This window comes from Ruegeria sp. HKCCD6647-2 (genome assembly GCF_057221075.1).
The window spans coordinates 29,331-55,181 of sequence record NZ_JBWVBD010000003.1; the positions used below are offsets into that span (position 1 = coordinate 29,331).

At 57.4% G+C, this 25,851-nt stretch carries 23 protein-coding genes and 2 pseudogenes; 12 read left to right on the forward strand and 13 right to left on the reverse strand.

Annotation, left to right across the window (positions count from 1 at the left end; translation table 11 throughout):
* Positions 1–32: 32 nt before the first annotated feature.
* The 4 genes from AC2TDJ_RS09305 to AC2TDJ_RS09320 are packed head-to-tail and all read right to left on the reverse strand — an operon-like array spanning position 33 to position 4,087.
* Complete coding sequence (locus AC2TDJ_RS09305; protein WP_480841495.1) at positions 33–1,136, reverse strand: ABC transporter ATP-binding protein; 1,104 nt, start codon at positions 1,134–1,136, stop codon at positions 33–35.
* A 1-nt stretch (position 1,137) separates the two neighbouring features.
* Positions 1,138–1,971, reverse strand: a complete 834-nt coding sequence (locus tag AC2TDJ_RS09310) for an ABC transporter permease (RefSeq protein WP_480841497.1) — start codon at positions 1,969–1,971, stop codon at positions 1,138–1,140.
* Positions 1,968–2,825, reverse strand: a complete 858-nt coding sequence (locus AC2TDJ_RS09315) for an ABC transporter permease (protein ID WP_480841499.1) — start codon at positions 2,823–2,825, stop codon at positions 1,968–1,970. Before AC2TDJ_RS09315 ends, AC2TDJ_RS09310 begins: the two co-directional genes overlap by 4 nt.
* A 56-nt stretch (positions 2,826–2,881) precedes the next feature.
* Positions 2,882–4,087, reverse strand: coding sequence for an aromatic ring-hydroxylating oxygenase subunit alpha (locus tag AC2TDJ_RS09320; RefSeq protein ID WP_480841501.1), 1,206 nt, complete (start codon positions 4,085–4,087; stop codon positions 2,882–2,884).
* Between the two features lie 357 nt (positions 4,088–4,444).
* Here AC2TDJ_RS09320 and AC2TDJ_RS09325 point away from each other — a divergent pair.
* The 8 genes and pseudogenes from AC2TDJ_RS09325 to lpdA all read left to right on the forward strand — a co-directional run.
* Positions 4,445–4,636: pseudogene (locus tag AC2TDJ_RS09325) on the forward strand (IS6 family transposase); the annotation flags it as partial.
* Between the two features lie 35 nt (positions 4,637–4,671).
* Positions 4,672–4,881, forward strand: a complete 210-nt coding sequence (locus AC2TDJ_RS09330; RefSeq protein ID WP_480841503.1) for a hypothetical protein — start codon at positions 4,672–4,674, stop codon at positions 4,879–4,881.
* Positions 4,882–5,859 (forward strand): IS110 family RNA-guided transposase, encoded by a 978-nt coding sequence (locus AC2TDJ_RS09335; RefSeq protein WP_480841505.1) that lies wholly within the window; start codon positions 4,882–4,884, stop codon positions 5,857–5,859.
* Between the two features lie 105 nt (positions 5,860–5,964).
* Positions 5,965–6,371: pseudogene (locus AC2TDJ_RS09340) on the forward strand (IS6 family transposase); the annotation flags it as partial.
* 320 nt (positions 6,372–6,691) lie between these two features.
* Positions 6,692–7,927: a thiamine pyrophosphate-dependent enzyme gene (locus tag AC2TDJ_RS09345; protein WP_480841506.1), complete on the forward strand. Its 1,236-nt coding sequence runs from the start codon at positions 6,692–6,694 to the stop codon at positions 7,925–7,927.
* Between the two features lie 2 nt (positions 7,928–7,929).
* A complete protein-coding gene (locus AC2TDJ_RS09350; RefSeq protein WP_480841508.1) occupies positions 7,930–8,943 on the forward strand; it encodes an alpha-ketoacid dehydrogenase subunit beta in 1,014 nt (337 codons plus the stop codon).
* Between the two features lie 3 nt (positions 8,944–8,946).
* The gene (locus AC2TDJ_RS09355) at positions 8,947–10,191 is read left to right on the forward strand and encodes a dihydrolipoamide acetyltransferase family protein (RefSeq protein ID WP_480841510.1); all 1,245 of its coding nucleotides are present in this window, start codon (positions 8,947–8,949) and stop codon (positions 10,189–10,191) included.
* Positions 10,192–11,550 carry a dihydrolipoyl dehydrogenase gene (gene lpdA, locus AC2TDJ_RS09360; protein WP_480841512.1) on the forward strand — a complete coding sequence of 453 codons (1,359 nt, stop codon included), beginning with the start codon at positions 10,192–10,194 and terminating at the stop codon, positions 11,548–11,550.
* 72 nt (positions 11,551–11,622) lie between these two features.
* On the opposite strand, the gene AC2TDJ_RS09365 is transcribed toward lpdA, so the two are convergent.
* The 3 genes from AC2TDJ_RS09365 to AC2TDJ_RS09375 form a co-directional block, all read right to left on the reverse strand.
* The gene (locus AC2TDJ_RS09365) at positions 11,623–12,504 is read right to left on the reverse strand and encodes a sulfurtransferase (RefSeq protein WP_480841514.1); all 882 of its coding nucleotides are present in this window, start codon (positions 12,502–12,504) and stop codon (positions 11,623–11,625) included.
* Between the two features lie 33 nt (positions 12,505–12,537).
* Positions 12,538–12,834 carry an antibiotic biosynthesis monooxygenase family protein gene (locus tag AC2TDJ_RS09370; RefSeq protein ID WP_480841516.1) on the reverse strand — a complete coding sequence of 99 codons (297 nt, stop codon included), beginning with the start codon at positions 12,832–12,834 and terminating at the stop codon, positions 12,538–12,540.
* A gap of 149 nt (positions 12,835–12,983) precedes the next feature.
* Positions 12,984–13,631 (reverse strand): TetR/AcrR family transcriptional regulator, encoded by a 648-nt coding sequence (locus AC2TDJ_RS09375; protein WP_480841518.1) that lies wholly within the window; start codon positions 13,629–13,631, stop codon positions 12,984–12,986.
* A 65-nt stretch (positions 13,632–13,696) separates the two neighbouring features.
* Between AC2TDJ_RS09375 and AC2TDJ_RS09380 the strand changes: the two genes are divergently transcribed.
* The 4 genes from AC2TDJ_RS09380 to AC2TDJ_RS09395 are packed head-to-tail and all read left to right on the forward strand — an operon-like array spanning position 13,697 to position 19,248.
* Positions 13,697–14,845 (forward strand): efflux RND transporter periplasmic adaptor subunit, encoded by a 1,149-nt coding sequence (locus tag AC2TDJ_RS09380; protein ID WP_480841520.1) that lies wholly within the window; start codon positions 13,697–13,699, stop codon positions 14,843–14,845.
* Positions 14,846–14,848: 3 nt separating this feature from the next.
* Positions 14,849–17,977 carry an efflux RND transporter permease subunit gene (locus AC2TDJ_RS09385; RefSeq protein WP_480841522.1) on the forward strand — a complete coding sequence of 1,043 codons (3,129 nt, stop codon included), beginning with the start codon at positions 14,849–14,851 and terminating at the stop codon, positions 17,975–17,977.
* Positions 17,974–18,393, forward strand: a complete 420-nt coding sequence (locus tag AC2TDJ_RS09390; RefSeq protein WP_480841524.1) for a DUF2141 domain-containing protein — start codon at positions 17,974–17,976, stop codon at positions 18,391–18,393. Before AC2TDJ_RS09385 ends, AC2TDJ_RS09390 begins: the two co-directional genes overlap by 4 nt.
* A gap of 6 nt (positions 18,394–18,399) precedes the next feature.
* Positions 18,400–19,248 (forward strand): ABC transporter six-transmembrane domain-containing protein, encoded by an 849-nt coding sequence (locus AC2TDJ_RS09395; RefSeq protein ID WP_480841526.1) that lies wholly within the window; start codon positions 18,400–18,402, stop codon positions 19,246–19,248.
* Between the two features lie 123 nt (positions 19,249–19,371).
* Here AC2TDJ_RS09395 and AC2TDJ_RS09400 read toward each other — a convergent pair whose 3' ends face one another.
* The 6 genes from AC2TDJ_RS09400 to AC2TDJ_RS09425 form a co-directional block, all read right to left on the reverse strand.
* Entirely contained in the window at positions 19,372–20,892 is a 1,521-nt protein-coding gene (locus tag AC2TDJ_RS09400; protein ID WP_480841528.1) for a mannitol dehydrogenase family protein, read from the reverse strand.
* A complete protein-coding gene (locus AC2TDJ_RS09405; RefSeq protein ID WP_480842240.1) occupies positions 20,880–21,653 on the reverse strand; it encodes an L-iditol 2-dehydrogenase in 774 nt (257 codons plus the stop codon). The genes AC2TDJ_RS09400 and AC2TDJ_RS09405 overlap by 13 nt, the downstream gene beginning before the upstream one ends.
* Complete coding sequence (locus AC2TDJ_RS09410) at positions 21,650–22,654, reverse strand: ABC transporter ATP-binding protein (protein WP_480841529.1); 1,005 nt, start codon at positions 22,652–22,654, stop codon at positions 21,650–21,652. Before AC2TDJ_RS09410 ends, AC2TDJ_RS09405 begins: the two co-directional genes overlap by 4 nt.
* Before the next feature lie 12 nt (positions 22,655–22,666).
* The gene (locus AC2TDJ_RS09415) at positions 22,667–23,497 is read right to left on the reverse strand and encodes a carbohydrate ABC transporter permease (protein WP_480841531.1); all 831 of its coding nucleotides are present in this window, start codon (positions 23,495–23,497) and stop codon (positions 22,667–22,669) included.
* Positions 23,498–23,507: 10 nt separating this feature from the next.
* Entirely contained in the window at positions 23,508–24,374 is an 867-nt protein-coding gene (locus tag AC2TDJ_RS09420) for a carbohydrate ABC transporter permease (RefSeq protein ID WP_480841533.1), read from the reverse strand.
* A gap of 109 nt (positions 24,375–24,483) precedes the next feature.
* Positions 24,484–25,788: an ABC transporter substrate-binding protein gene (locus AC2TDJ_RS09425; protein ID WP_480841535.1), complete on the reverse strand. Its 1,305-nt coding sequence runs from the start codon at positions 25,786–25,788 to the stop codon at positions 24,484–24,486.
* Positions 25,789–25,851: the final 63 nt, after the last annotated feature.

Consider the following 25,851-nt stretch of genomic DNA (forward strand, 5'->3'; position numbering starts at 1 on the left):
CTTAAATTTGGAGCCTTCCGCGGCGGCCCGGATTACTGGAACAGTACGATCGAATCCGCACCCCAACCCACAGGTACCTCGCTGCCAGGGGGAACGATGGAACGGCCTGCGGTGTTGCGCATTGAGATAGTGACATCTTCGCCGTGACCGGGCAGGCGCACGCTGTAGTAGGTCATGTCACCGTAATAGGCCGTACCGGTCACCTGTCCCATGGCCACCTGCTCGGTCGGTTCGCTGCCGTCGAAGAGGATGGTCAGCATCTCTGGACGGATGCCAATCGAATCCAGGTTCCGAAAATCCAGCCCTTCAGGAATCTGAGCCGACGGTACCTCGATGCTGCCAAGTGCCGGAATATCGAGCGCCAGATGGCCATTCATACGTCCCGAAGCCTTGGCGTCGAGAAAATTCATTACTCCGATAAACGAGGCAACACGCCTGTTCACCGGACGGCGATACAACTCCTCGGGGCTGGCGAGCTGTGCAATTCTACCTTCGAACATCACCGCGATCCGGTCGGACATGGTCAGTGCCTCTTCCTGGTCATGTGTCACCAGAATGAAGGTGATGCCTAGCTTTTGCTGGAGTTGGCGCAGTTCCACTTGCATCTGATCGCGCAGTTTTTTGTCGAGCGCTGACAAGGGCTCGTCCAGCAAAACAACTTTCGGCTTCATTACCAGTGCCCGGGCCAGAGCAACCCGCTGGCGCTGACCGCCGGACAATTCGTGGGCAGCACGATCGCCCAGTCCACCAAGGTCCACCATTTTCAGCGCCTGCTCCACTTCAAGGGCGATTTCGACTTTGGGCATCTTGCGGGTCTTCAAACCATAACCGACGTTTTCTGCCACGCTGAGATGCGGGAAAATCGCATAGGATTGAAACACCATATTGGTGGGGCGGCGGTTGGCGGAGACCCCCGCCATGTCTTGGCCTGCAATCACGATGGTGCCGTCTGTTGGCGTCTCGAACCCGGCGATCATGCGCAACAGGGTGGTCTTGCCACAGCCCGAAGGGCCCAAGAGCGAAAAGAACTCGCCCTCGTTGATGGTAGCATCAATGCCTTTTAAGGCCTGAAAGGTTCCAAAATTCTTGGCGACGCCCGTAAGGTCGATGATTGGCTTAGGGGATGGGGTAGCCATATCAGGCAAATCCTCCGGTGGCTGAAGCTTCGATACCCTGTTTCCGGGCTGAGCGGCGACGGAACCACTCGGCAAGGATCAGGAGCAGGACGGACAGAGTCAGCAGAATAGTCCCGAGCGCCATCACAGATGGCAGCTTGGCAGGAAAACGTAGCTGGCTCCAGATATAGACGGGCAGGGTGACTTCGGTGCCGGTCAGGAAGAAGGCGATGATGAACTCATCCAGCGAAATGGTGAAAGTGATCAGCAGGCTGGATACGACGCCCGGCATGACCAATGGCAAAACCACGCGGCGGAACGTGCCCCAGCGGCTTTCGCCCAAGTCGTACGAGGCTTCCTCCAGGCTTTGATCCAGCCCTTGAAAGGCAGAGTTCAGAATGGCGATGGCGAAGGGTGTGCAGATCAGCACATGGCCCAGTACCACGGTTGCCAGCGACAACGGCATGCCCAGCTGAATCAGAAGAACCAACAGTGCCACTGCTACGATGATCTCTGGTAGCACAAGCGGCAACATGATGAAGCTCATGATGCCGCGTTTGGCTGGGAACCGATAGCGAGCTGCCGCCCGCGCTGCGCAGGCGCCGAGGATGGTACTCAGCACAGCTGACGTGACACCGACAACCAGCGAGTTTCGAACAGCACCGTGCAGGGCCTCAGTCTTCCACAGTACGTCGAACCACTGGGTGGTAAAGCCGGTTAGTGGAAATGAAATGATTGTGGCGTCATTAAAAGCGAACATCGGCAACAGAATGACCGGAGCGTAGAGAAACACCATGTAGGCAACAGCGTAAAACGCCAGCCATTTGGCGGAAAGCCCCTTCTGTTCGGATTTCATGTCACCTTGCCTCCAAAACGTTTGCCAGCAAGGAAAATTACCGCGCTGATGCTGGCCACGATCAGCATCGAGGAGATAGCCAAAGCTGCCCCCAGCGGCGCGTTGTTTGCCTTGCCGAATTGAATCTGGATCATGTTCGCGATCATCAACCCGTCGGTGCCACCCACCAGTTTCGGTGTAATGAAATCGCCAATGGTCGGAATAAGTACGATCAAGGTGGCGGCGACTACTCCGGGCATGGCCAATGGCAGCGTGATCCGAAAGAACCGCCTCACCGGCCCGTCGCCCAGATCCTCGGCGGCTTCCAGCAGCGAGCGGTCGATCTTCTCCAGCGCCACGAAAATCGGCAGAATCGCGAAGGGTGCCCAGGCGTGGGCCAGAGTCAGCACCACCGCATTTGCGTTATACAGCAGGAAAGTCAGCGGCTCGTCGATGATGCCCATCCCCGTGAGCGCGGTATTTAAAACGCCGTTGTAGCCGAGGATCACCTTCCACAGAAACACTCTTAGCAGGTAGCTGGTCCAGAACGGCACGGTGATCAGGAACAGCCACAGCGCCTTGCGCTGTTTTACGTGGAAGGACAGGTAATAGGCGATCGGAAACGCCAGAGCCACAGTTACCAACGTGACGATTAGCGAAATCTTCAACGAGCGGAGCAACAAAGTGCGGTAGATCGGTTTGCTCCAGGCTTCGCGGTAATTGTCCAACGTAAAGGTCGTATCGAGCTCCAGGTAATTCTGGGTCCAGAAGCTGAACGTCACGACCATCACCAGCGGTGCGGCCAGCATCAGCAGCGAATAGAGCAATGTCGGGCTGATCAGTGTGAGGCCCTGACGCCTCTCTCCGGTTAACATTCCTGGCTCCTCCCGGCCGGTATTTAGAACGCCGCCCTGTTAAAGGGCGTGCGCCTTCATAACTTGTCCAGCTGCGCCAGCAGCTCTGCATTTCGGGTCTTCAAGTGCCCCGGTTCGGGTTCGTCATGTTCCAGGACCGGGAACAGCTTACGCAACTCATCGTGGTAGCTGCGCACGCCATGTTCCAGATCAGATAGGATCACACCATCGTAGCCGCTGGAGAAGGCTGCCTCCCAGCACCATTCGATCAGCTGCTCATCTTCTTTCGACGTGATCCGGTCGATCCGTCCGCTGAGGTAGCGTGCAGCGCGCAACTGCCGATCCTCTGCCGGTCGTTTGTAACAGGCGGCACGCTGGATGGTGCGGCCATTTTCCACCGGGAACTCGTGGTAGAAGATCACCGAATCCGGGTAGATGCCGAACACCAGATTGGGGAAAAGACCCAGATAGAGCCAGGCTGCCTGATGATCGTCATCCAATGCCTCGTCTCTCGGCAGCAACTTCTTATAGTTGCGCACGCTCCACATCCGCCCGGAACCGGGACGAAAGCCGCCAAAGGACCTTGCGGCACCATTGCTGAACGGTTGATCCTCGTAGTTGTTACCAAAAAGATCATGCAGACCAGGGTGTGCCAGCGGCACATGGTAGCCTTCGTTGTCCACGTCACGAACGCATTTCCAGTTTGCAGCGATTTCAGTGACGCTGATTCCACTCCCGTCCGGCAAAACCGCAGGCAGGCCGTACGGGGCCAACTCTTCTTCAAACTGAGCCATCACCTCGGAAACCTTGGGCTGGGGCCCCGGCTTGAAGCGGACAAAGACGAAGCCTTGCCAAATGTCCATCTCGACCGGTTTCAGACCCCATTCCACCGGGTCCAGATCCGGCAGTGTCTCGGGTCGTGCCGCACCGCGCAGGGTTCCATCGAGGTTAAAAGCCCATCCATGAAACGGGCAGATGATGGCGTTCTTGCAACGGCCCTTATCTTCAGCCACGACCCGGCTGCCGCGGTGGCGGCAAAGATTGTGGAAAGCACGGACTTCACCGTCCGCCCCGCGGACCACCAAGGCCCGCTCACCTGTAAAATCAGCGGCCATGAAATCGCCAGGTTCGGGCACATCGTTTTCATGGCAAACAAGCTGCCAGTGTCGGCGGAACAGAAGCTCCTTTTCTTCTTCCAGAAGTTCGGGATTGGTGTAGCTCCAGGCAGGCAACCCGGTGCGCCCGGCTCTGGGGTCAGACTGAATCAGCACGTCATCCTTCATAAGGATCTCCTTTCCTCTGTCGGGAATCATTAACATTTTTTATTTGAGCGCTCAAATAAAAAAATTAGCGACAGATGTTTTTTGATGGCTGGACGGGACGATTGCAGAATGCCAAGTTTGAGTGGCCACTCAAACTTTGAGGACGTAAGCCATGCGCCGAAACAGAAGCCGCAGAAGATCTCCATTGCCCACTGATGTCGTCGCCAACAAAGGTCCGCATTCCCTGACGGATGTGTCGCAAACTTTGAGGGCCAGTTGACGAACATTCGTGATCTGACGTTTGTCCCCGTCGAATTTTTTCGAACGAGTTCCAACATGATCTCATTGAAAGGCTGATATTTCCCCAAGGATGCGGTTTTGTACGCTGTGAACTTCTATTTGCGGTACGCAGTGTCGTATCGGGATTTGGAAGAGATCATGGCCGAACGCGGCATGCAGGTGGAACACGCCAATCTCAACAGGTGGGTTGTGAAGTACCCACCAATGATCGCAGCGAGAGCGCAGTCGAAAAAACGCCCAACGCTGAGTTCCTGGCGCATGGACGACACTCTGAGTAATTGAGCGGCAGCTCTCTTGGCCGGTGCATGATGGCACCGGAACAAAGACATGAGAGTAAAATGGAATTGTGTTTTGTTGGATTGGATGTTTCGAAAGCTGAAACGTCAATTTGCGTCTGCAATGAAAATGAAGCCACCATGTTTGTGGTTAAGACAGTGACGGACCCTGACGTGAACTGTCAGGCGCTGCGCGACCACGTTGGCGCCATCCAATGTGTGGACCTTGAAACTGGCTGAATGGCGAACTGGCTATTCACTGAGCTGGCAGAACGGGGGTTGCCGATGGTTTGCATCGATGCTCGCCAGGCTCATGCCGTTCTCGGTCAGATGCACAACAAGACAGATGCCAATGATGCCGCCATGTTGGCCGAACTGGCGGGGACGGGGTTCTACAGGAAGGTCGAGGTCAAGAGCCGGATCGCCCAGGAGCGGCGAGCCTTGTTGAAAGCCCGGGAAGTGGCCTTGAAATCCCGTGTGAATGTCGAAAATACCATCCGTGGTTTGCTGGCCAGCTTCGGGCTTCGGCAACCAATGCATCTTCAAACCTACGAAGAACGGATCGACGCAATCTTGAAGGATAAGCCAGCCTTGCCCAGTGTCATTCTGCCATTGTTCGACTTGCGGACCGCGGCCCTACGGCAGGCGGCAGCCCTAAGCAAGGAAATGGTGCGCCACGCGAAAACCGATGAGGCCAGCCAACGATTGATGACGATCCCAGGCGTTGGTCCTGTGAGTGCCGTGACCTTTGTCGCAACGATTGATAACCCGCGCCGATTTGCGAAATCCAGATCAGTCGGCGCCTATCTCGGGTTGACAGCCCGGCGGTACCAATCGGGGGACATCGATTACGGCGGCAGAATATCGAAACGCGGCGACCCTATGCTGCGCTCGACGCTCTATGAAGCTGCCAGCAGTTTGTTGAACCGGGTAAGGCCAGGCACAGGGTTGGAATTACAGAGATGGGCTCGGGCTCTCAAAGCTCGCACCAGCCACATGAAGGCGGTCGTTGCCCTGGCGCGAAAGCTTGCTGTGCTGATGCACGCCATCTGGACAAATGGATCAATCTTTCAAACGAAGGAGGCAAAACCGACAATACAAACGGAATTCCCGATCACGAGTTGCCGTACCGACCAACACGGCAGGCTGTCGACCGAACCCGTGCAACCTAAATGCGGCTACCTAGATCAAACCGCGCATGAGACCTTTGGGGGTTGATGCCTTGAACGCCGAGATGAAGCGCCGACAGGATGACTTCGGAAAGAACCTTGCAGGTGGTCGATACTGGACTAAACTCACCGAGAGCTGCTGCTCAATTAAAGAACATATGTTCGTGTTCGCGGCAAATGGATGTATCTCTATCGGGCTGTCGACAAATCAGGAGATACCCCTGATTTCATGCTGTCTGAGCGGAGGAACCGACCAGCAGCATCCAGGTTCGTCGCCAAAGCACTGTCTTCCAATGGAATTCCAAGCAAGATTGTCATCAACAAAAGTGGAGCCAGCGCGGCAGGCATTTGAGAGGTGAACAAATCCTTAATCGGTTTGGTTGCCCAACCAAAATCCAAACAGTCAGGTCCAAGTATTTGAATAACATGATTGAACAAGATCATAGGTTTATCAGGCGTCGCATCAGGCACATGTGCGGGTTTAGGTCGTTCAGGTCTGCCTCAGCTACTCTGGACGGCATTGAGGTCGCCAACATGATCGGAAAGCGGCAATTTCCCTGACACTACGACGTCTGGTTTTCGGCTATTCGCCGAGATCGTAGGATAAGTGTGTCCCGTATATCTCTGACCCTGGCCACTCCAAATGTTTGCGACACATCCAGCCCGGGTTCCGTAAGGCACAGAAAATCCCATTGGCGCTGAACTTCGCTCAGTCCGTGTTGTTCAATTAATTCCATAACCTATTGCGCGATCCCCATGGCTGGGCGTAACCATAAGTAACTGGACATCAAATCGACGAGCGGCAGGGCGTCGTCCGACACGGCCGACGCAATTGCGACCCAGAGCCCCGCCAATGCCGCGGCCAGTCAGAAAGGTGCAATATGAGCAACGATGTTCGCCCGCTTTCCCTGAATGTACCCGAGCCGGGTTGCCGTCCGGGCGATACGCCGGATTTCTCGGATTTCGAAATTCCCCGTGCCGGAGCGGTCGGGCGCCCGCCTGTTGATGTCGATCCGGACGAGATACGGGATATGGCCTTCTCCATTGTGCGGGTCCTGAACAAAGAGGGCGAAGCAGTCGGCGAATGGGCCGGAGCGCTGAGTGTTGACGAGCTTCGCGAAGGTCTGCGCCACATGCTCACCCTGCGAGCGTTCGATGCACGTATGCTGACGGCGCAACGACAGGGCAAGACCAGCTTTTACATGCAGCATCTGGGCGAAGAAGCCGTATCCTGCGCGTTCAGCCGCGCGATGCAGCCCGGCGACATGAACTTTCCGACCTATCGGCAGGCGGGACTTCTGATCGCGCGCGACTATCCCATGGTCACGATGATGAACCAGATATTCTCCAATGCCGAGGACCCGCTGCACGGGCGCCAACTGCCGATCATGTATTCCTCGAAAGAGCACGGGTTCTTTTCGATCTCGGGGAACTTAGGCACGCAATTCGTTCAATCCGTCGGCTGGGCCATGGCATCGGCGATTTCCGGGGACACCAGGATTGCGGCGGGTTGGATCGGGGACGGTTCGACCGCTGAGAGTGATTTCCACGCAGCCATGGTTTTTGCGTCGACCTACAAGGCGCCGGTCGTCCTGAACATCGTCAACAATCAGTGGGCGATCTCAACCTTTCAGGGCATCGCGCGCGGTGGGGTTGGAACGTTTGCCGCGCGCGGCCACGGGTTCGGCATCGCGTCGGTTCGGGTCGACGGGAACGACTATCTGGCCGTGCACGCCGTGGCCAAATGGGCCTGCGAACGGGCGCGCCTTGGCCTTGGTCCGACCCTGATCGAACATGTGACCTATCGCGCGGGCGGGCACTCGACCTCTGATGATCCGTCGGCCTATCGTTCCCGGCGCGAGGCCGCAGCCTGGCCCCTGGGGGATCCGATTGAGCGGCTGAAGCAGCACCTGATAACAATCGGCGAATGGAGCGAAGAACGCCACGCGCAGGCCGAGGCCGAAGTGATGGACGAGGTGATCGCCGCGCAGAAAACGGCCGAGGCCGTTGGGACACTCGCCTCCGGTAAACAACCTTCGCCGCGGGACATGTTCGAAGGTGTCTATGAAACCATGCCGCCCCATCTGATCCGGCAGCGTCAGGAAGCGGGGTTCTGATTATGGCGCGGATGACCATGATCGAAGCGGTGCGTGAAGCCCATGACGTGGCCATGGCCGCCGACGAGCGTGTGGTCGTATTTGGTGAGGATGTCGGCTATTTCGGTGGCGTGTTCCGATGCACTGCCGGATTGCAGGCAAAATATGGAACCTCCCGCTGTTTTGACGCACCGATCAACGAGGCCGGGATCGTTGGCTCTGCCATTGGCATGGCGGCATACGGGCTGAAACCGGTGATCGAAATTCAGTTCGCCGACTACGTCTATCCCGCCTTTGACCAGATCGTCTCCGAGGCCGCGCGTTTGCGCCATCGGTCGAACAGCGATTTCACCTGCCCCATCGTGATCCGTATGCCCACAGGTGGCGGTATTTTTGGCGGCCAGACCCATAGTCAAAGCCCCGAGGGTCTGTTTACCCATGTATCCGGACTAAAGGTGGCGATGCCGTCCAACCCCCGTGATGCAAAAGGCCTGCTATTGGCTGCCATCGCCGATCCAGACCCGGTGATCTTCCTGGAACCCAAGCGGCTCTATAACGGGCCGTTCGACGGGCACCATGAAAAACCGCTTGTCAGTTGGAAGGACCACCCGCTGGGGGATGTGCCTGACGGAGATGACATTGTGCCTCTGGGCAAGGCCGCTATCCGCCGGGAAGGCTCGGATGTCACGGTGCTGGCCTATGGCACGATGGTCTATGTTGCTCAAGCTGCGGCTACGGAATCCGGTATAGACGCCGAAGTCATAGATCTGCGCACGTTGATCCCGCTGGATCTGGATGCCATCACCGGGTCGGTCAAGAAAACCGGCCGCTGCGTGATCGTGCACGAGGCGACGCGCACCTCGGGATTTGGGGCCGAGTTGATGTCGCTGGTGCAGGAGAGCTGTTTTTACCACCTCGAAGCGCCCATGATCCGCGTGACCGGCTGGGATACTCCGTACCCGCACGCTCAGGAATGGGAGTACTTCCCGGGCCCCACACGCGTCGCCGAGGCGCTGAAAAAAGTCATGGAGGATTGATCCATGGGCGTGTTTGCAATCCGACTACCCGATGTGGGTGAAGGTATCGCCCAGGCGGAATTGACGGAATGGCATGTCAAACCGGGCGACATTGTCCGCGAAGACGACGTGCTTGCCGATGTCATGACCGACAAGGCCACGGTCGAGGTGCCGTCTTCAGTCTCGGGTAAGGTGCTGGAATTGGGTGGTGAGGTCGGTGAGATGGTTCCAATCGGCGCAGTGCTTATCCGGATCGAGGTCGAGGGGGAAGGCAACGAAAAAGAACGTCCCGAAACGCCTAAAGCCGCAGAGCCGGTCGAAGTCGTTGAAGACACGCCTGAAACAGTGGATGAGCAGGTGACGAAGCCAGCCCCCACACCGGTGCAACGCAGCAATGGTACCAAGCCGCTGGCCTCGCCCTCTGTGCGCGCAAGGGCTCGGGAAGAGGGTGTCGATCTGCGGCAGGTCCCGGGTTCCGGCCCGGCAGGGCGGATCAGCCACGCCGATCTCGACAGCTGGATTGCCTCGGGCGATATCCGGCAAGGGGCCGTGACGCGAGGCCGGAACACAGGCGTGGAAGAGGTGCGAGTGGTTGGCATGCGCCGCAAGATCGCCGAGAAAATGGCGACGTCGAACCGGCAGATCCCACACATAACCATCGTCGAAGAGGTCGAGATGTCGGCGCTTGAAGACCTGCGCGCCGCTTTGAACACCAAGTACAAGGATGAACGCCCCAAGTTGACGCTGCTGCCCTTCCTGATGCGGGCCATCGTTGAGGCAGTCCGCGAACAACCTGAGTTGAACGGGCGTTTTGATGACGAGACCGGAGTGATCCACCGCTATGGCGGTGTGCATATCGGGATCGCCACACAAACGCCAAATGGCCTGAATGTGCCGGTTGTGCATCATGCCGAGGCAGGCAGCCTTTGGGACAATGCCGCCGAAATTGCGCGATTGGCGGACGCCGCGCGTGACGGTTCGATAAAACGCGAAGATCTGAGCGGTGGCACAATCACGATCACCTCGCTTGGTCCGCTGGGAGCTGTCGCCACCACACCGATCATCAACCATCCTGAATTGGCCATTGTCGGCATCAACAAAATGCAAGTCCGGCCGGTCTGGGACGGGCAACAATTCCAACCGCGGACGATGATGAACATCTCCTGCTCGTTCGATCACCGGGTGATCGACGGCTGGGACGCCGCTGTTTTTGTGCAAAAGCTGAAATCCTTGCTGGAAAACCCGGCCATGCTGTTTGTCGAGGGCTAAATGTCAGATATCGAATGCAAACTTCTGATTATCGGAGCCGGTCCCGGGGGCTATGTCTGCGCCATTCGGGCCGGGCAGCTGGGCATCGATACCGTGGTTGTAGACGAGAGCGAACCCGGGGGCACCTGCCTGAACGTGGGCTGCATCCCGTCCAAGGCGCTTATCCATGCGGCCGACGAGTTCCACAAAATCGCCCACGCATCCGAAGGCCCCTTGGGCATTTCAGTGGCGATACCGAAGATCGATTTGGCCAAAACGGTCGCCTGGAAGGACGGAATCGTAAAACGGCTGAACACGGGCGTGTCGGGGCTGATGAAAAAGGTAGGCGTCCGGTTCGTCAGCGGCAGCGCGCGCTTCCTTGACGGCAAAACTGTCTCGGTCCGCCGCGGCGATGAAGAGCACACGATCAATGCCGAGTACATTGTGATCGCGTCCGGCTCGGCCCCTGTCGAGCTGCCGATTTTGCCTTTCGGTGGACAGATTTTGTCCTCGACCGACGCTCTGTCTTTGACTGAAGCACCACAAAGCCTTGCCGTTGTCGGCGGGGGTTACATCGGGCTGGAGCTGGGCACAGTTTTCGCCAAGCTGGGCACCAAAGTTACTGTGGTCGAAGCCGAAGATCACATCCTGCCGCTTTATGACATCGCCCTGACGCGCCCGGTGGCCAAACGGCTGGATGACTTGGGCGTGAGGATCATGACAGGTACAAGGGCACTGGGCTACGAAGAGGGCAGGTTGAAGACTGATCAAGACGATGTAGTGGCCGAGAAGGTTCTGGTGTCGGTGGGTCGTCGTCCACGCACTGTTGGCATCGGTATTGAAGAACTTGCGCTGACTCAGGACGGGCCTTTCGTCAAAATCGATCGATTTTGCCAGACTTCTATGCGCGGTATTTATGCGATCGGTGATGTCACTGGGGAACCGATGCTGGCCCACCGTGCTATGTCGCAGGGTGAGATGGTGGCCGAACTTGTTGCAGGTCATTCGGTCGAATGGGACAAGCGCGTTATTCCCGCAGTCTGCTTCACCGATCCCGAAGTTGTCACCTGCGGCGCACTACCGGACGAGGTCGAAGGTACCAGCTCGACCCTGTTCCCCTTTCAGGCCAGCGGCCGTGCCATGACCACCGAACGCGAAGACGGTTTCGTCCGCGTCGTTTGGCGCGACAGCGATCATGCGGTGGTTGGTATTCAGGCCGTTGGAGAGAACGTTTCGGAGTTGTCGGCAGCCTTTTCGCTGGCAATTGAAATGGGCGCCCGTCTGGAAGACATCAGCGCCACAATCCACGCACATCCGACCCGATCGGAAAGCCTGCAAGAAGCATGTTTGCGGGCTTTTGGCCACGCGCTGCATATTTGATTTGCTATGCATTAGGGTCATGACCCATTGAAATCCGGATTCTGTTGTAACACACGCTGGCTTTAGCGCAGCTTAGTCAGTTTCCAATGGCAGGCTTGGATCCGGACCCCATTCGCTCATGGAGTTGTCATAGACCGCAACGTTGTCGTGGCCCAGCTGATAGAGCCAGAACGCGTCGACCGTGGCAAAGATGCCGCCGCCGCAATAGGTGATATGGCCTGCCGCGTCTGCAGTGCCTGCGCGCTCGAACACCTTCGCGATCATGTCAGGGGGCAGGAATGCGTGGCTTTCAGGGTCCACAAGCTCGACTTGTGGGACGTTGATGCTGCCGGGAATGCGCCCCGGCCGTCCATAACGCGCGTTCTCACCGGAAAAGATGTCACGTCCCAGCGCGTTCACCAGACACGTCGCCGGGTCGTCCATCGCAGCCAGTACGTCTTCTTTGGAAACGAATAGCTCCGGCCGAAGCCTGACTGAAATCTGACCGGGCGGAAAGGTTTCTTGTTCGGTGGAAATTGGCCGACCCTCGGTTAGCCACTTTTCGTATCCGCCATCCAGTACAGACGCGTTGTCGAAGCCGATCCATCGCAGCATCCACCAAAACCGCGTGGCCCAGGATGGGCTTCTTCGGCTATAGAGAACGACACGAGACCGGGCATCGATACCAGCGTTTTCAAATGCTGCCGCAACGGTTGCCGGGTCTTCCAGCGTCATTCCGAAGGGGCTGTCATCATTTGAAAAATCGCGCTGGAGGTCGAAATAGCTCGCTCCCGGGATGTGACCAGCTTCATGTTCGTCCGCACAGTTGAGTACGCGATAAGGTCGCTTCCCACCCTCTTCAAACTGCAGAACCGTTGAGCAGTCAAATATCCTGAGTTTGGGATCACCCAATCGATTTGCCAGCCACCCGGTTGTGACAAGAGCATCGGGATTTCTGATATCGTTGCGGGTCATTTGGATCTCGTCAGAAGATCAGTGTAACGGGTGTCAGTTTTCTACCAAATCGTAATGTTTGATCGTACGGGATTCGACCAATTCCGCCTCTGCCGGATCGATGTGCGGGCTTTGATAGTCTTCGCCAACAAATGCTTTCAATGCGTCCAGGCTCTCCCACACCATCACAAAGCTGAATTCTCGAGGTGAGTCCGCGCGCGGTGCCCCGGGAAGAACCTGCACGATACCCTCAGTCCCTTTCATCAGGGGGATCGCCGTTTCGTGAAAGAAACGTGCAAACTCTTCTTCCTTGCCGGGTCGAGTCACGACCTGGAAAATTCGCATGATCATTCAACCGTTCTCCTGGTTCTACGGTTTCCGGACGCATGACTGCCTCGTTTCCCACTACCATAGCACATATTGAATCCGACAGTTCCTCCAGCGTGCTTGGCGTTGTTAACACCTGAACTGAAACTCGAATGTCAAAGGCCGAAATCGCCTCACCGCGCTAAAAGTGCGCTCATTACGAAATCCTCGACGCTGCCCACTATCTTGGGCATCGGTATTTCGGACAGGACGCTGCGATACGCACTGCCTTCCAGTACTTCTATTGCCAATTGCGCAGCCTGGAGAGGATCCGGAACAGTACGCAGGTTACCATCCGCTATTCCCCGCCTTATCACGACATCCAGCGCATCGGTCAGCATCGCGCGGTTTTCCACAAACAACCGTGCGATATCCGGCTGGCGAACGGCCTCGCTTGAAATCTCCAGCGTGAGAATGACGTTTTCCGGTGCCGCCAGATACTTGGCGTAAGCGCCAATGAACTTTTTGAGTATTTTTGGTGCCGGCGACTTCGCATTCAGAATTTTCAGAAAAGGTTCCATTTCGCGGCGCTCGAACATCGCGATTTCGACAAGTACATCGTGCTTCCCGCGGAAGTGGTTGTAGAGATTTCCAAGGCTGACGCCGGCCCGCGCCGCGATGTCGCGCACGCCGGTCTGGTGATATCCTTGCTCGAGAAAACACATGACCGCGGCTTCCAAAATCTGATTGCGCCGCCTGGCGGTTGCCTTCTTTCGAACCGAACCTGCCTTTTCATCATCTGACATTTTTTTATTCTCTATATTGAACGAACGATCGTTCATAGTATATGACGTCGTATCCACCACCGCAAGGCGATGGATTCGATTGCGCTGAGAAAGGCCGTTTCATGACCGATATACACGCGGAAACGCCGCAAAACCCGAGACGCCGATGGCTATGGATCGGACTTGCCTTGGTGCTGCTGGTCGCAATCGTGTTCCTGCTGTTCGACACCGAAGACACAATCGACGTGCAGGCAACGACGACCGCGCCGCCACCGCCTATTGTTTCGGTGGTTACCGTGGCCCCCAAGACGGTACAGGCACAGATTTCAACCTTCGCCGAGGTTCGGCCACGTTGGGATGCCGAGCTGCGGTCGGCTGTATCCGGGCGTATCATCGCAGTTCACGATGCTGCTTTGGCCGGGGCAAAGGTGGAGCGGGGGGATCCTTTGTTCTCGATTGAGAAGGCGCCCTACAACAGCGCGGTTGCCGCTGCAGAGATGGAGCTTGAACAGGCGAAACTGGCACTGTTGCGCGCGCAGAACAATGTCACGGTTGCGCGACGCCAATTTGATCGGGATGGGGTGGAGCCACCCAATGACCTGGCGCTGAATTTACCGCAACTGCGTATTGCGGAAAAAACCGTTGCGGCGGCCGAAGCGCGACTGGGCGCGGCGCGCACCGAGTTGGCGGAAGCTGACGTGGTTGCCCCGTTTTCGGGCTTTGTGACACGTCGCTTTGCCAGCCTTGGTCAAACGGTTGCTCCGGGCGATGCTCTCCTGCACCTGTCGGACGACAGGCAGTTTGAACTGGTCGCCGAGTTCAGCCAGGCGGACTGGGCGCTTCTGGATCATCCGATATCCGGGGCCAACGCGGAGCTGCTCCATCGCACCGGGGCGTTGCTGGGAGAGGCTCAGGTGCGCCGCGGAGGTGGGTTTCTGGATCAGGACACGCGACAGGTGCGGGTCTTTCTTGATGTCGCTTCACCCGATGAACGGATACTGGCCGGCGACTTTCTGAAAGTTCGGCTTCTGGGACGTACGATTTCGGACACGCTGACCCTGCCGGAAAGCACAGTGACCCGTGCCGGGCATATCTGGCTGGTCGGGGAGGATGACCAACTGCAACGGATCAGCCCGGACATTTTGTTCCGAAGCGAAGGCACGATCACAATTTCGGCGCCGGAAGGGTCCGGCCCTTGGCGCGTGGCAAATACCCCTCTCGCTTCGTTCCTGCCGGGCCAGCGTGTGACGCCGCAAGCGGGCGAGGGTTGAGCCATGCATGCGTTGACATCCTGGTTCATCCGCAACCCGGTCGCCGCCAACCTGATGATGGCACTGATCCTATTTCTTGGGGTTCAGACGCTGCTGAATATCCGCATCGAGGGCTTCCCGCGTATCCCGCCGGAAAGCGTCACAATTGAGATTGAATTTCCCGACGCGACGGCCGAGCAGGTGGATGAACTGGTCACGCAGAAGGTTGAGCAAGCCCTTGAGGGGCTGGAAGGCGTGCGCAGCGTTACGTCGCAGTCCGAAAATGGCTTCAGCCTGGTCACGGTCCGCCGCGCAGGCGGCGAAAAGCTGCAAGCCGTTCTGGATCGGGTACGTATTCGCATCGACGGGCTGACTGACCTGCCCAATACCGCCCGCCGCCCTGTGATCGAAGCGTCGGGTTTTGATTTCCCTGCGCTCTATCTGAATCTGTACGGCGAAACCGATCCGGCCACTCTGCAGACACTGGCACAGCGCCTCAAGGAAGAACTGCTGGCCCAGCCGGAATTATCCCGTTTGCAAATCTGGGGGTTGATCCCACGCGAGTTGCGCATCGAAATCGACCCCGCGCAATTGCGACACTATGGCCTGACCGTTTCAGATGTTACCCGAACGATAGAACAGAACTCGCTGACATTTCAGGCCGGTCGGTTGCGCACCGAAGGTGGGACAATTTTCCTGCGGGCTGATAACAGGGCAAAATATGGTCCGGAATATGCGGCCCTGCCCATTATTGAACGCGGCGATGGATCCTTTGTGCCATTGGGCGATATTGCAACCATCGAAGACGGTTTTCAGGACGGCGAATACCTGTTTCGACTGAACGGCAATCCGACAGTGGGCATGGAGGTTCTGGTCGGGCAAAAAGAAAACCTGCTTGAGATCAGCGAAGTGGTTCGCAGCACTGTGCAGGAATTCAGCCGACAGTTACCGGCGCAAATTCAGGCTGAAGTGTGGGGGGATAGCGCTGGCTACATCTCGGACAGGCTGGCGCTGCTGCGATCGAACGGGGTGCAGGGGCTGATCCTTGTGACCCTGATGCTGTCGATTTTCCTGAACGTTCGGCTTGCCTTCTGGGTTGCGATGGGCATTCCGGTTTCGGTCATGGGGGCACTTGCGGTCTCGGGCTCGAAATGGGTGGATTACTCGCTGAACGATGTCACCACCTTTGGTTTGATCATTGCGCTGGGTATTCTGGTCGATGACGCAGTTGTGGTTGGCGAAAGCGTTTTCGAGGAACGCCGCAACGGCAAGGACCCGATCAAAGACACCGAGCGCGGTGTGCACCGCGTGGCCGTCGCCACTGTGTTTGGTGTGTTGACCACGATAGCCGCATTCTTTCCGATGCTGCTGATCGACAACCCGTTGGGCAAAGTGCTGGCCGGGTTTTCTGGTATCGTCATCCTGACTCTGATCTTCTCGCTCATCGAAAGCAAATTCATCCTGCCGGCGCATCTGGCTTATGTCCGGATGGGGCAGGGACGCCGCTATCTGTTGACCCGCATTTGGGGCCGCGTGCAGGACGCGGCGCAAGGCGCGTTGTATTGGGTTCGGGACAACATCTACCAACCAATGCTCATTGCCGCGGTGCGCCAACGCTATGCCGTGGTGATCCTGTTTATCGCTGCGGCAACGCTGGGGCTGGGTTTGATGTACAAAGGCAAGGTGAAGACCGTGTTCTTTCCCGAAGTGCCCGGCCAGATCATCACGATGAACCTTGAAATGGACGCCCGCGCGCCCTTCGCGCTGACCCGCGCAAATGTGAAGCGGATCGAGGATGAGTTGAACGCCTTGAACTCGGACCTTGCCGAAGGCACAGGCATGGTCACGCCGCCAGTCCAAACCGTGTTCACCATTATCAACAGCGCGGGCAGTGCGCAGATCTATGCCGAGATGATCCCGGTGGCGGAACGTCCGGAAGTTCCAATCCTGAAAGTGGTACGTGACTGGCGCGAACGGGTCGGTGACATAGAGGGCGCGACCGAGCTTGAGTTCACCGGGTCAGAAGCGCTCGCCGGAGGGTTCCGCATCCGGTTGGCGTCAAAGGACGAGGACCTGCTGCGGCAGGCCAGCGACGAGATGAAGACCTTTCTGGCCAACATTGAGGGTGTGGCAAATGTTCGGGACGGGTTAGCCGGTGGTCAACCCGAGCTGAAACTGCGCCTGCGCCCGGATGCGCGGCACCTTGGCTTCAACGCCGAGACCCTTGCCAACCAGATTGGCTATGGCTTTGGCGGGGACGAGGTGACCAAGGTCAGGCGCGATGGGTCGGAAATTCGCGTGGTCGTCCAGAACGCACGTGAAAACCGCGACACATTGGCCGATCTGATGCAGACCCGTTTGCGCAGCGCATCCGGTGCATGGGTGCCACTGGAAACGGTTGCCGAAATCGAAGGGTCCTATGCCTCCGGTGTCGTCAACCGGCGCGACGGCAAGCGCATGAATATTGTGGCCGCCTCGATTGACCGCAATCTCGTCGCCCCGGAAGAGGTTGGGCAAGCAGTGTTCGAGCAACTGGTTCCCAAGCTTTGGGAGAAATACCCCAGCGTGACCGTTCTGCCGGCCGGTGAACTGGAGGAGATGTCGGACATCAGCGATGGATTGAGGCGCGCGCTGCTATTGGCGGCGGTTCTGATCTATGTGTTGATGGCCGTGCCGCTGAAAAGCTATTGGCAGCCTTTCGTCATTCTGGCCATCGTCCCCTTTGGGTTCGTCGCAGCCGCCGTCGGCCACCTGATCATGGGTGTTTCGATTTCGCTATTCTCGTTCTTTGGCATGCTGGCACTGACCGGTGTGATCGTGAATGACAGCCTTGTCATGATCACACGCTACAATCAGGCCCGCGATGAGGGACAGCCTGTGAACCTGGCCCTGAACAGCGCGGGCGTCGGGCGCTTCAAAGCGATCTTTCTGACCACGGCGACGACGGTGATCGGTCTGCTGCCTTTGCTGACCGAAACGTCCGAGCAGGCACAATACCTGATCCCGGCAGCCATCTCGCTGGCCTATGGGGAACTGTTCGGCACCGCTCTGATGCTGGTGCTTGTACCCGTGCTGATCGCCATCGCCGAAGACGTCATCGCGATTTTCAAACCAACCCTCCCGCAAACAGGTACGGAAAGGACGAAAGCATGATCCGAAAACTCTTGGGACCCGCATTTGCCACGCTGGCATTGGCGGCACCTGCCGTTGCTGATGGTTTGCACGTAACGGTCGACGGTATTCGAAACGCCAAAGGCAACATCGTGATTCTTGTTTTCGATGACGCCCGTGCCTTTGACAAACTGGACTTTTGGAGTGCCGTGGACTTCGCCCAGATTCCGTCCCGGAAAGGCAAAGTCCGCCACGAGTTCTCGAATCTCAATGCCGGACCCTATGCAATTCTGCTGTTTCACGATGAAAACAAGGACGAAGACCTGAACATGACGGCCACGCAAATGTTGGAAGGCGTTGGTTCAACGGGTGCGCCAAATCCGCAGGATGAGCCTGACTTCAAGGCCGCCTCGGTGTGGCCCGGCGACGTTCGCGTCCGCATCCACTACGATCAATGACCCGCAATGCTGGCCAACCAAAACCTTACGATCGGAACGCTTCTGCGTGTGTTCCGCTGGCGCGTCGGATTGACCTGGTTTCTGATCCTGTCCGAAACGGCGCTGACCGTTATGATCCCGCTTTTTATTGGTTTTGCCATCGATGGGTTGCTGGGTGGTGAGTCAAAGCCCTTTTTGCATCTGGGGGCGTTGCTGGTCGCCCTGACACTGATCAGCGTAGCCCGACGGATCTATGACACGCGGGTATATGGCACGATGCGCGTTGAATTGGGCAAGACGCTCGCGTCGCGATTCTCGACCTTGCCGATATCGTCCCTGAATGCCCGGATCGGAATGGGCCGTGAGCTGGCCGATTTTCTGGAAGACACGTTGCCTTCGGCAATCGCCGGTGTTGTGCAGTTCGTGGTTTCGGCAATTCTGCTGTTTTACTTTTCGCCGACGCTGGCCTTGTCGGCCTGTTGCGCCCTGCTTGGAATGGTTTCAATTTATGCTTTGTTTCACGCGACCTTTTGGCGTTGGAACCGTGCCCTCAATGAGCAAATGGAGCATCAGGTCAGGATACTGGAACAACGCCGGGACCGCCTGGTGCTGGTTCACCTCAGAAGGCTGCGCCAGTTTGAAGTCAAACTCTCGGATACCGAAGCGATCCTCTATGGTGCGATTTTCATCCTGCTGATTGGTATGGTTCTGTTCAATCTTTGGTTCGCGACGCAGAACCTGAATGCGACACCCGGCGCGATTTTTTCGATTGTCAGCTACTCGTGGGAGTTTGCTGAAGCGGCACTTACCTTGCCGGTCACACTGCAATCCTGGTCACGGTTGTCGGAGATAACGACCCGATTGAAGAGTAATTGACCAGAAAACTGAGCGGCTCCGGCTGTTCTGTAAATGCGTGTCGCAGACGTTGCGCCTGAGTATGTAGACGCACGAGTCCTGACATTTTTTAGGCAATCAAATCATTAGCAGGTTTCAGTGTGATCACTTTCCAAGCGGTGCTTTTGGTTCAGTGACATTTGCGACAAGGTCCGCCTCTTTCAGGTATGCGACAAGGGTGGCTTCACAACCATCCTTCCAAATCAGTTCAAGCCATTTCGAAAACGCGTCAGAAAACCGTTTGGCTTCGCTCAAATCGCCATATACCCGGCTTTGCCCGAGCCATGCAGCGGGGTCGGATTTTGCAAGGCGGGCGGCTTGCGTTAGTTCTTGCCAGAATGGGTCGTTGGGTTCGATCTCGCTGCCGTCTTCGCGGGTTCCTGCGCACATGCGCGCCCACAGTGCTTCGACAAGGGCCAGCCCCTCGACGGAACGTCCTGCTTTCAACTGATCCCGCAAGATCGGCAACACAAAGCCCGTATGGCGCGCCGATCCGTCGAATGCGACACGGCGGGTCGTGTCGACGATCCGTGGGTTGGAGAATCTGCTTTCGATGAGGCTGACATAGTCTTCCGGGCGCTTTCCCGGCACTGGTGCAACCGTTGGTGCGATTTCCGTTCTCAGAACCCTGTCGAAAAACCGTGAAACCACTGGGTGCCTCATGCACTCGGAAATCGTGCCGAGCCCAAGGATCTCACCAACATTGGCGAGGACCTGATGCCCCGCGTTCAGGATGCGGATCTTCATGGTCTCAAACGCGTGGACGTCATCGGAGAAGGTTGCACCGACTTCGTCCCAGTCTGGGCGTCCCGCGCAGAACTTGTCTTCGATTACCCATTGGCGAAACGCTTCGTGGGTGACGACGGCCGCGTCCTCGATGCCGAAACTGTTGGCCAATACCAGTTCGTTCGGCCCGGTGGCAGGGGCGATACAGTCCACCATCGAGTTTGGGAAGGTTGCGTTGGCGTCGATCCAGTCAGCGAGTTCAGGGTCGGACAGGCGCGCCAGCGAAATGACGGTTTGACGCAGTACATCACCGTTGCTTTGCAGATTGTCGCAGCTCAACCCGGAAAAGGGTGCGTGCCCCGCGTCGCGTCGCAAGCGAAGTGCAGCCACGATGGCGCCAAATGCCGTGCGAGGCGTTTCGGGATGTGCCGCATCGTGCTGAATGTCCGGGTGGTTGGCGTCGAACCCTTTGGTGACAGGATCAATGTAGTATCCGCTTTCTGTCACGGTCATTGCGACGATGCGGGTATCCGGATCCGCCATTGCACTGATCAGTGCCCTGTTGTCCTTTTCGATCGGCAAGTAGTCGATCATGGAACCGATGACCTCGGCCGAGACGTTTGTCGGGTCGAGTTCGATCAGGGTCGTGAGGCAATCCTGGGCGAGCAGCTTTTCCCGCATGTTGGCGTCGTATGGGCGCACACCTGCGCCGATGATGGCCCAGTCGAGGGCTTTGCCCCGCTGCATCAGACGGTGCAGGTACCACGCCTGATGTGCGCGGTGGAAATTGCCAACGCCGATATGAACGATGCCCGGTCGCAAAGTTGTTCGGTCATATTGGGGGCGTTCAACGGACAGTCGATTCAGCGTCGCATTCGAAAGGGAGATCAGCTCATCCATTGCCCGCCATCCACATTGTAAGTTTGGGCGACGATGTAGTTCGCCGCATCGCTTGCCAGAAAAACAGCCATGCCTGTCAAATCGTCCGGTGTGCCCATGCGCCCGAAGGGCACTGCGGCACTGACTTCCTGTTTCTTCTGTCCCGGCGCCTTGTCTTCGTACTTGGCAAAGAAAGCGTCCACGCCATCCCAATGCTCGCCATCGACGACTCCCGGAGAAATAGCGTTCACGTTTATGCCGTGCCTGATCAGGTTCAGCCCGGCGGATTGAGTCAGGCTGATGACCGCTGCCTTGGTCGCGCAATAGACCGCGACCAGCGGTTCGCCGCGCCGCCCGGCCTGGCTTGCCATATTGATGATCTTGCCGCCTTGCCCGCGCTCGATCATGTGGCGGGCCACGGCCTGCATCGTAAAAAGCGTGCCCGCAACATTGATGTCAAAGACGCGCTGGTAATCATTGCGGTCGATTTCGACAATCGGAGCAGCGGTGAAAAGCGCGGCGTTGTTGATGAGAATGTCAATGTGATCGAACTCAGTCACGGTATGCGCCACGGCACCATCGATGCTGGCCTGGTCGGTCACGTCCAAAGCCACCGCGACAGCATGATCGCCCAGTTCCGCTGCGCATTCGCGGGCGCCATCGAAATTGATATCGGCAACGGCGACCCGGGCGCCTTCCTTGACATAGGCCTCGGCAAAGGCGCGCCCGATCCCGCGGGCGGCACCAGTAATCAGGGCTGTTTTCCCAGCCAGTTGCATTATTCGATCCTCAGGCCCTGAGCGTCGAATTTGTGCAACTTGTCCATTTGCGGCGTCAGATAGATCGTGTCGCCATGCTTGGCCTGGATGTCACCGGTGATCCGAACGGTGACCATGTCAGCAAGACCGGTGTCGTGGACGTGAATGAAGGTGTCCGATCCAAGGTGTTCGGCCACGCCGACGACGCCTTTCCACATCCCGTCCGTCATGTTGACGTCCGTGTGTTCTGGGCGAATGCCGATTGTAGCGGCGCCATTCTTCTTGGCTTCGGCTCCTTGAATCAGGTTCATTTTCGGAGATCCGATGAAGCCTGCAACAAACTCGTTACGCGGATTGTGGTAGAGTTCCAGCGGTGAGCCCACCTGTTCAATCACACCTGCGCGCAGGACGACGATCTTGTCCGCCATGGTCATGGCTTCGACCTGATCGTGGGTCACATAGATCATCGTGGTCTTGAGCCGTTCGTGCAATTCGCTGATTTCAAGCCGCATTCCGACGCGCAGGGCCGCGTCAAGGTTGGACAACGGCTCGTCGAACAGGAAGGCCGCCGGTTCCCGCACGATTGCCCGGCCGATGGCCACGCGCTGACGCTGCCCGCCCGACAGCTGACCCGGACGCCGATCCAGATAGTCGGTGAGGTTCAGCGCCTTGGCGGCGGATTCGATGCGGCGTTTTTGCTCGGCTTCATCGATCCCGGCCATCTTCATCGGGAAGGCGATATTCTTGCGTACCGACATATGCGGATAGAGGGCGTAGGATTGGAACACCATCGCCAGACCGCGCTTGGCGGGCGGCACATCAGTTGCATCCGATCCGTCGATCTCGATGTGGCCTGTGGTGATGTCCTCGAGCCCCGCGATCAGGCGCAGCAGGGTGGATTTGCCGCAACCCGAAGGACCGACAAACACCGTGAACTCGCCATCTTCGATCGTAAGGTCCAGAGGCGGAATGACCTGAACGTCTCCGAAGCTTTTGGTCACTTGGTTGAGTTTGATTTGTCCCATTGGTCAAGTTCCTTATTTGACGGCGCCGAAGGTCAGGCCGCTGACAAGTTGTTTCTGGCTGAACCAGCCAAGGATGAGGATTGGCGCAATGGCCATGGTCGATGCAGCGCTGAGCTTTGCGAAGAACAGGCCTTCGGGGCTGGAATAGCTGGCAATGAAGGCCGTTAGCGGAGCCGCGTTGGCTGCCGTCAGGTTCAGTGTCCAGAACGCCTCGTTCCAAGCCAGAATGAAATTCAGCAACAAGGTCGATGCGATACCGGGAATTGCCATAGGTGTGAGGACGTAGAGGATTTCCTCTTTCAGCGTTGCCCCGTCCATCCGTGCGGCTTCCAGGATCTCACCGGGGATTTCCTTGAAATAGGTGTACAGCATCCAGACGATGATCGGCAGGTTCATCAGCATCAGGATAATGACCAATGCGCCCCGGCTGTCGAGGATGCCAAGCTTGATGCAGATTAGGTAGATGGGGTAAAGCACGCCCACGGCCGGAAGCATTTTGGTCGAGAGCATCCAGAGCAGAATGTCCTTGGTGCGTCTGGAAGGCACGAACGCCATCGACCAGGCCGCCGGTACTGCGACGATGATACCCAGAATGGTCGAGCCACCGGCGATGATGATCGAGTTCCACAGGAACCGGGCATAGTTCGACCGTTCCATCACCGCAGAGTAGTTTTCCAGCGTCCAATCAAATGCCAGGAAAACCGGAGGGTCGGCGATGGCCGTAGCTTCGGTCTTGAAGCTGGTCAGGACGGTCCAGAGGATTGGGAAAAATATCAACAGTCCGATGCCCCAAGCGGCGGCGGTGTTGATGATCTTGCGTTGTTGAGTAACTGCGCGGGCCATTTTTTCCTCCTCACGCGTCCAGGTTCTTGCCGACGATGCGCATCAGGAAGATCGCAACGATATTGGCGAGAATGATTGCATAGACCCCACCGGCGGAACCGAGTCCGACATTCTGGCTTTCAAGCACACGCTGGAAAATCAGGTAGGTCAGCGTGCGGGTGCCAAAGGCACCGCCGGTCGTGACGAAGATTTCCGCGAAGATCGCCAGAAGGAAGATCGTCTGAATCAGGATCACGATCGTGATTGCCCGGCTGAGATGCGGCAGTGTGATGTAGCCAAATCGCTTAATCGGAGGCGCACCATCCATTTCGGCGGCCTCCAGTTGCTCTCCGTCCAACGACTGGATTGCCGTCAACAGGATCAGCGTGGCGAAGGGTAGCCATTGCCAAGAGACAATTATGACAATTGAAGGCAATGAAGCTTGGGAGAGCCACGAAATCGGCTCGGCCCCGAAAAAGCGCCACAGATGGGCAAACAAGCCGTTCACCGGATCCATGAACATGTTCTTCCACACCAGCGCAGAAACGGTTGGCATGACAAAGAAGGGTGCGATGACCAGAATGCGCACCACGCCTTGGCCCCACATCGGTTGATTCAGCAGGATAGCCAGCAGAACGCCGATCACGACTGTAATCAAAAGAACGCCACCGACGATGGTCAAGGTGGCCCCGATCGACGGCCAAAATGCACTGGACGTTACGAAGCGGACGTAGTTTTCGAAGCCAACCCATCCAAGGTCTCCGCCGCGAAGTGGGAGGTATTTCTTGAATGAAAACATCAGGGTCATGATCAGCGGCACGAGCATCCAGCCGAGGAGCAAGATGACCGCCGGCGCCATCATGAAGCGAGCCGCTGATCGGGAATGTTGGGTTGCCATGGGGCATACCTCCTCTGTTGATCGCCGTTGGGCCATCTTAAACGGAGCTGCGGTTTAGAGAGAGAACTTCAAACCCGGGGGGAAATTCACCCCCCGGATACAGGGGCGCTTAGCGGTAGCCGGCGGCTTCCATAGCGTCGTTTGTCAGAGCCTGGGCCTTGGCAAGCGCCTCGTCCACAGTCTGCTGGCCGGCATAAACGGCCGAGAATTCCTGGCTGACTTCGGTTGCGATTCCCGCGAATTCCGGGATTGCCGCGAACTGAATGCCGACATACGGGACAGGGTCCACGGTCGGATTATTCGGATCAGCGGACAGGATCGAATCCAGGGTCATCTGGGCAAAGGGAACAGCCTGATAGTTCGGGTTCTCGTACAGCGAGGTACGTGCGCCCGGAGGTACGTTGGCCCAACCTTCATTTTCGGCGACCAGTTCGATGTAGTCTTTCGACGTTGCCCATTCGATGAATTGCTTGGCGGCGTCTTCTTTCTGTGTACCGCCAGGGATGGCAAGCGCCCAAGCCCAGAGCCAGTTCGCATTCTTGCCGAGCCCGGTGTTCGGGGCCAGAGCAAATCCAACCTTGTCGGCAACTTCTGAATCATTGGGATTGGTTACGAATGATGCAGCAACTGTCGCGTCAATCCACATTCCGCATTTGCCCTGCTGGAACAAGGACAGGTTTTCGTTGAAGCCATTGGTCGCGTAGCCGGCGGGGCCGGATTCCGACATCATCCCGACATAGAACTCCAGCGTGTCTTTCCAGGGCTGGGTGTCGAACTGGGCGTTCCAGTCTTCATCGAACCAGCGTGCCCCAAAGGAGTTGGACATAGCCGTGATGAATGCGCCGCCTTCGCCCCAGCCGGCCTTGCCGCGCAGACAGATGCCGTTGATGTCGTTTTCACGATCGGTCATCGCGGCGGCTGCTTCGCGGATGAATTCCCAGGTCGGCGATTTAGGCATTTCCAGCCCGGCCTTCTCCATAAGGTCGGTGCGGTACATGATCATCGAGCTTTCACCGTAAAACGGTGCAGCAAACAGCGTGCCGTCGTGGCTCAGGCCTCCAGCCATCGCAGGGAGGATGTCGTCGACGTCATACTCGGCCGACAAGTCGTCGAGTGGGACCAGCCAGCCGTTGGCACCCCAGATCGGAGTTTCGTACATACCGATGGTCATGATGTCGAAGGAACCGCCCTTGGCGGCGATATCCGTGGTGACACGCTGACGCAGGACGTTTTCTTCCAGTGTTACCCACTCAACCGTATGGCCGGTCTTGTCGGTAAAATCCTGGGTCAAACCCTGCATTCGAATCATGTCTCCGTTGTTCACGGTTGCGATGACAAGGTTTTCCGCCAACGCGCCGCTTGCGGTGACAAGCGTCATAGCCGTCGCTGCGCAAAGTGCTTGTTTGAATGACATCCCAAATTTCCTCCTCGCTGGATGATGGATGGGACTGTAGCCGGTATCGCAACGCGAAGTCAA

What these genes read in the sequence shown, in the direction of transcription:
- AC2TDJ_RS09305 (WP_480841495.1), bottom strand. Translation starts at nt 1,136, where the DNA reads ATGGCTACCCCATCCCCTAAGCCAATCATCGACCTTACGGGCGTCGCC.
- AC2TDJ_RS09310 (WP_480841497.1), bottom strand. Translation starts at nt 1,971, where the DNA reads ATGAAATCCGAACAGAAGGGGCTTTCCGCCAAATGGCTGGCGTTTTAC.
- AC2TDJ_RS09315 (WP_480841499.1), bottom strand. Translation starts at nt 2,825, where the DNA reads ATGTTAACCGGAGAGAGGCGTCAGGGCCTCACACTGATCAGCCCGACA.
- AC2TDJ_RS09320 (WP_480841501.1), bottom strand. Translation starts at nt 4,087, where the DNA reads ATGAAGGATGACGTGCTGATTCAGTCTGACCCCAGAGCCGGGCGCACC.
- AC2TDJ_RS09330 (WP_480841503.1), top strand. Translation starts at nt 4,672, where the DNA reads ATGATGGCACCGGAACAAAGACATGAGAGTAAAATGGAATTGTGTTTT.
- AC2TDJ_RS09335 (WP_480841505.1), top strand. Translation starts at nt 4,882, where the DNA reads ATGGCGAACTGGCTATTCACTGAGCTGGCAGAACGGGGGTTGCCGATG.
- AC2TDJ_RS09345 (WP_480841506.1), top strand. Translation starts at nt 6,692, where the DNA reads ATGAGCAACGATGTTCGCCCGCTTTCCCTGAATGTACCCGAGCCGGGT.
- AC2TDJ_RS09350 (WP_480841508.1), top strand. Translation starts at nt 7,930, where the DNA reads ATGGCGCGGATGACCATGATCGAAGCGGTGCGTGAAGCCCATGACGTG.
- AC2TDJ_RS09355 (WP_480841510.1), top strand. Translation starts at nt 8,947, where the DNA reads ATGGGCGTGTTTGCAATCCGACTACCCGATGTGGGTGAAGGTATCGCC.
- lpdA (WP_480841512.1), top strand. Translation starts at nt 10,192, where the DNA reads ATGTCAGATATCGAATGCAAACTTCTGATTATCGGAGCCGGTCCCGGG.
- AC2TDJ_RS09365 (WP_480841514.1), bottom strand. Translation starts at nt 12,504, where the DNA reads ATGACCCGCAACGATATCAGAAATCCCGATGCTCTTGTCACAACCGGG.
- AC2TDJ_RS09370 (WP_480841516.1), bottom strand. Translation starts at nt 12,834, where the DNA reads ATGATCATGCGAATTTTCCAGGTCGTGACTCGACCCGGCAAGGAAGAA.
- AC2TDJ_RS09375 (WP_480841518.1), bottom strand. Translation starts at nt 13,631, where the DNA reads ATGAACGATCGTTCGTTCAATATAGAGAATAAAAAAATGTCAGATGAT.
- AC2TDJ_RS09380 (WP_480841520.1), top strand. Translation starts at nt 13,697, where the DNA reads ATGACCGATATACACGCGGAAACGCCGCAAAACCCGAGACGCCGATGG.
- AC2TDJ_RS09385 (WP_480841522.1), top strand. Translation starts at nt 14,849, where the DNA reads ATGCATGCGTTGACATCCTGGTTCATCCGCAACCCGGTCGCCGCCAAC.
- AC2TDJ_RS09390 (WP_480841524.1), top strand. Translation starts at nt 17,974, where the DNA reads ATGATCCGAAAACTCTTGGGACCCGCATTTGCCACGCTGGCATTGGCG.
- AC2TDJ_RS09395 (WP_480841526.1), top strand. Translation starts at nt 18,400, where the DNA reads ATGCTGGCCAACCAAAACCTTACGATCGGAACGCTTCTGCGTGTGTTC.
- AC2TDJ_RS09400 (WP_480841528.1), bottom strand. Translation starts at nt 20,892, where the DNA reads ATGGATGAGCTGATCTCCCTTTCGAATGCGACGCTGAATCGACTGTCC.
- AC2TDJ_RS09410 (WP_480841529.1), bottom strand. Translation starts at nt 22,654, where the DNA reads ATGGGACAAATCAAACTCAACCAAGTGACCAAAAGCTTCGGAGACGTT.
- AC2TDJ_RS09415 (WP_480841531.1), bottom strand. Translation starts at nt 23,497, where the DNA reads ATGGCCCGCGCAGTTACTCAACAACGCAAGATCATCAACACCGCCGCC.
- AC2TDJ_RS09420 (WP_480841533.1), bottom strand. Translation starts at nt 24,374, where the DNA reads ATGGCAACCCAACATTCCCGATCAGCGGCTCGCTTCATGATGGCGCCG.
- AC2TDJ_RS09425 (WP_480841535.1), bottom strand. Translation starts at nt 25,788, where the DNA reads ATGTCATTCAAACAAGCACTTTGCGCAGCGACGGCTATGACGCTTGTC.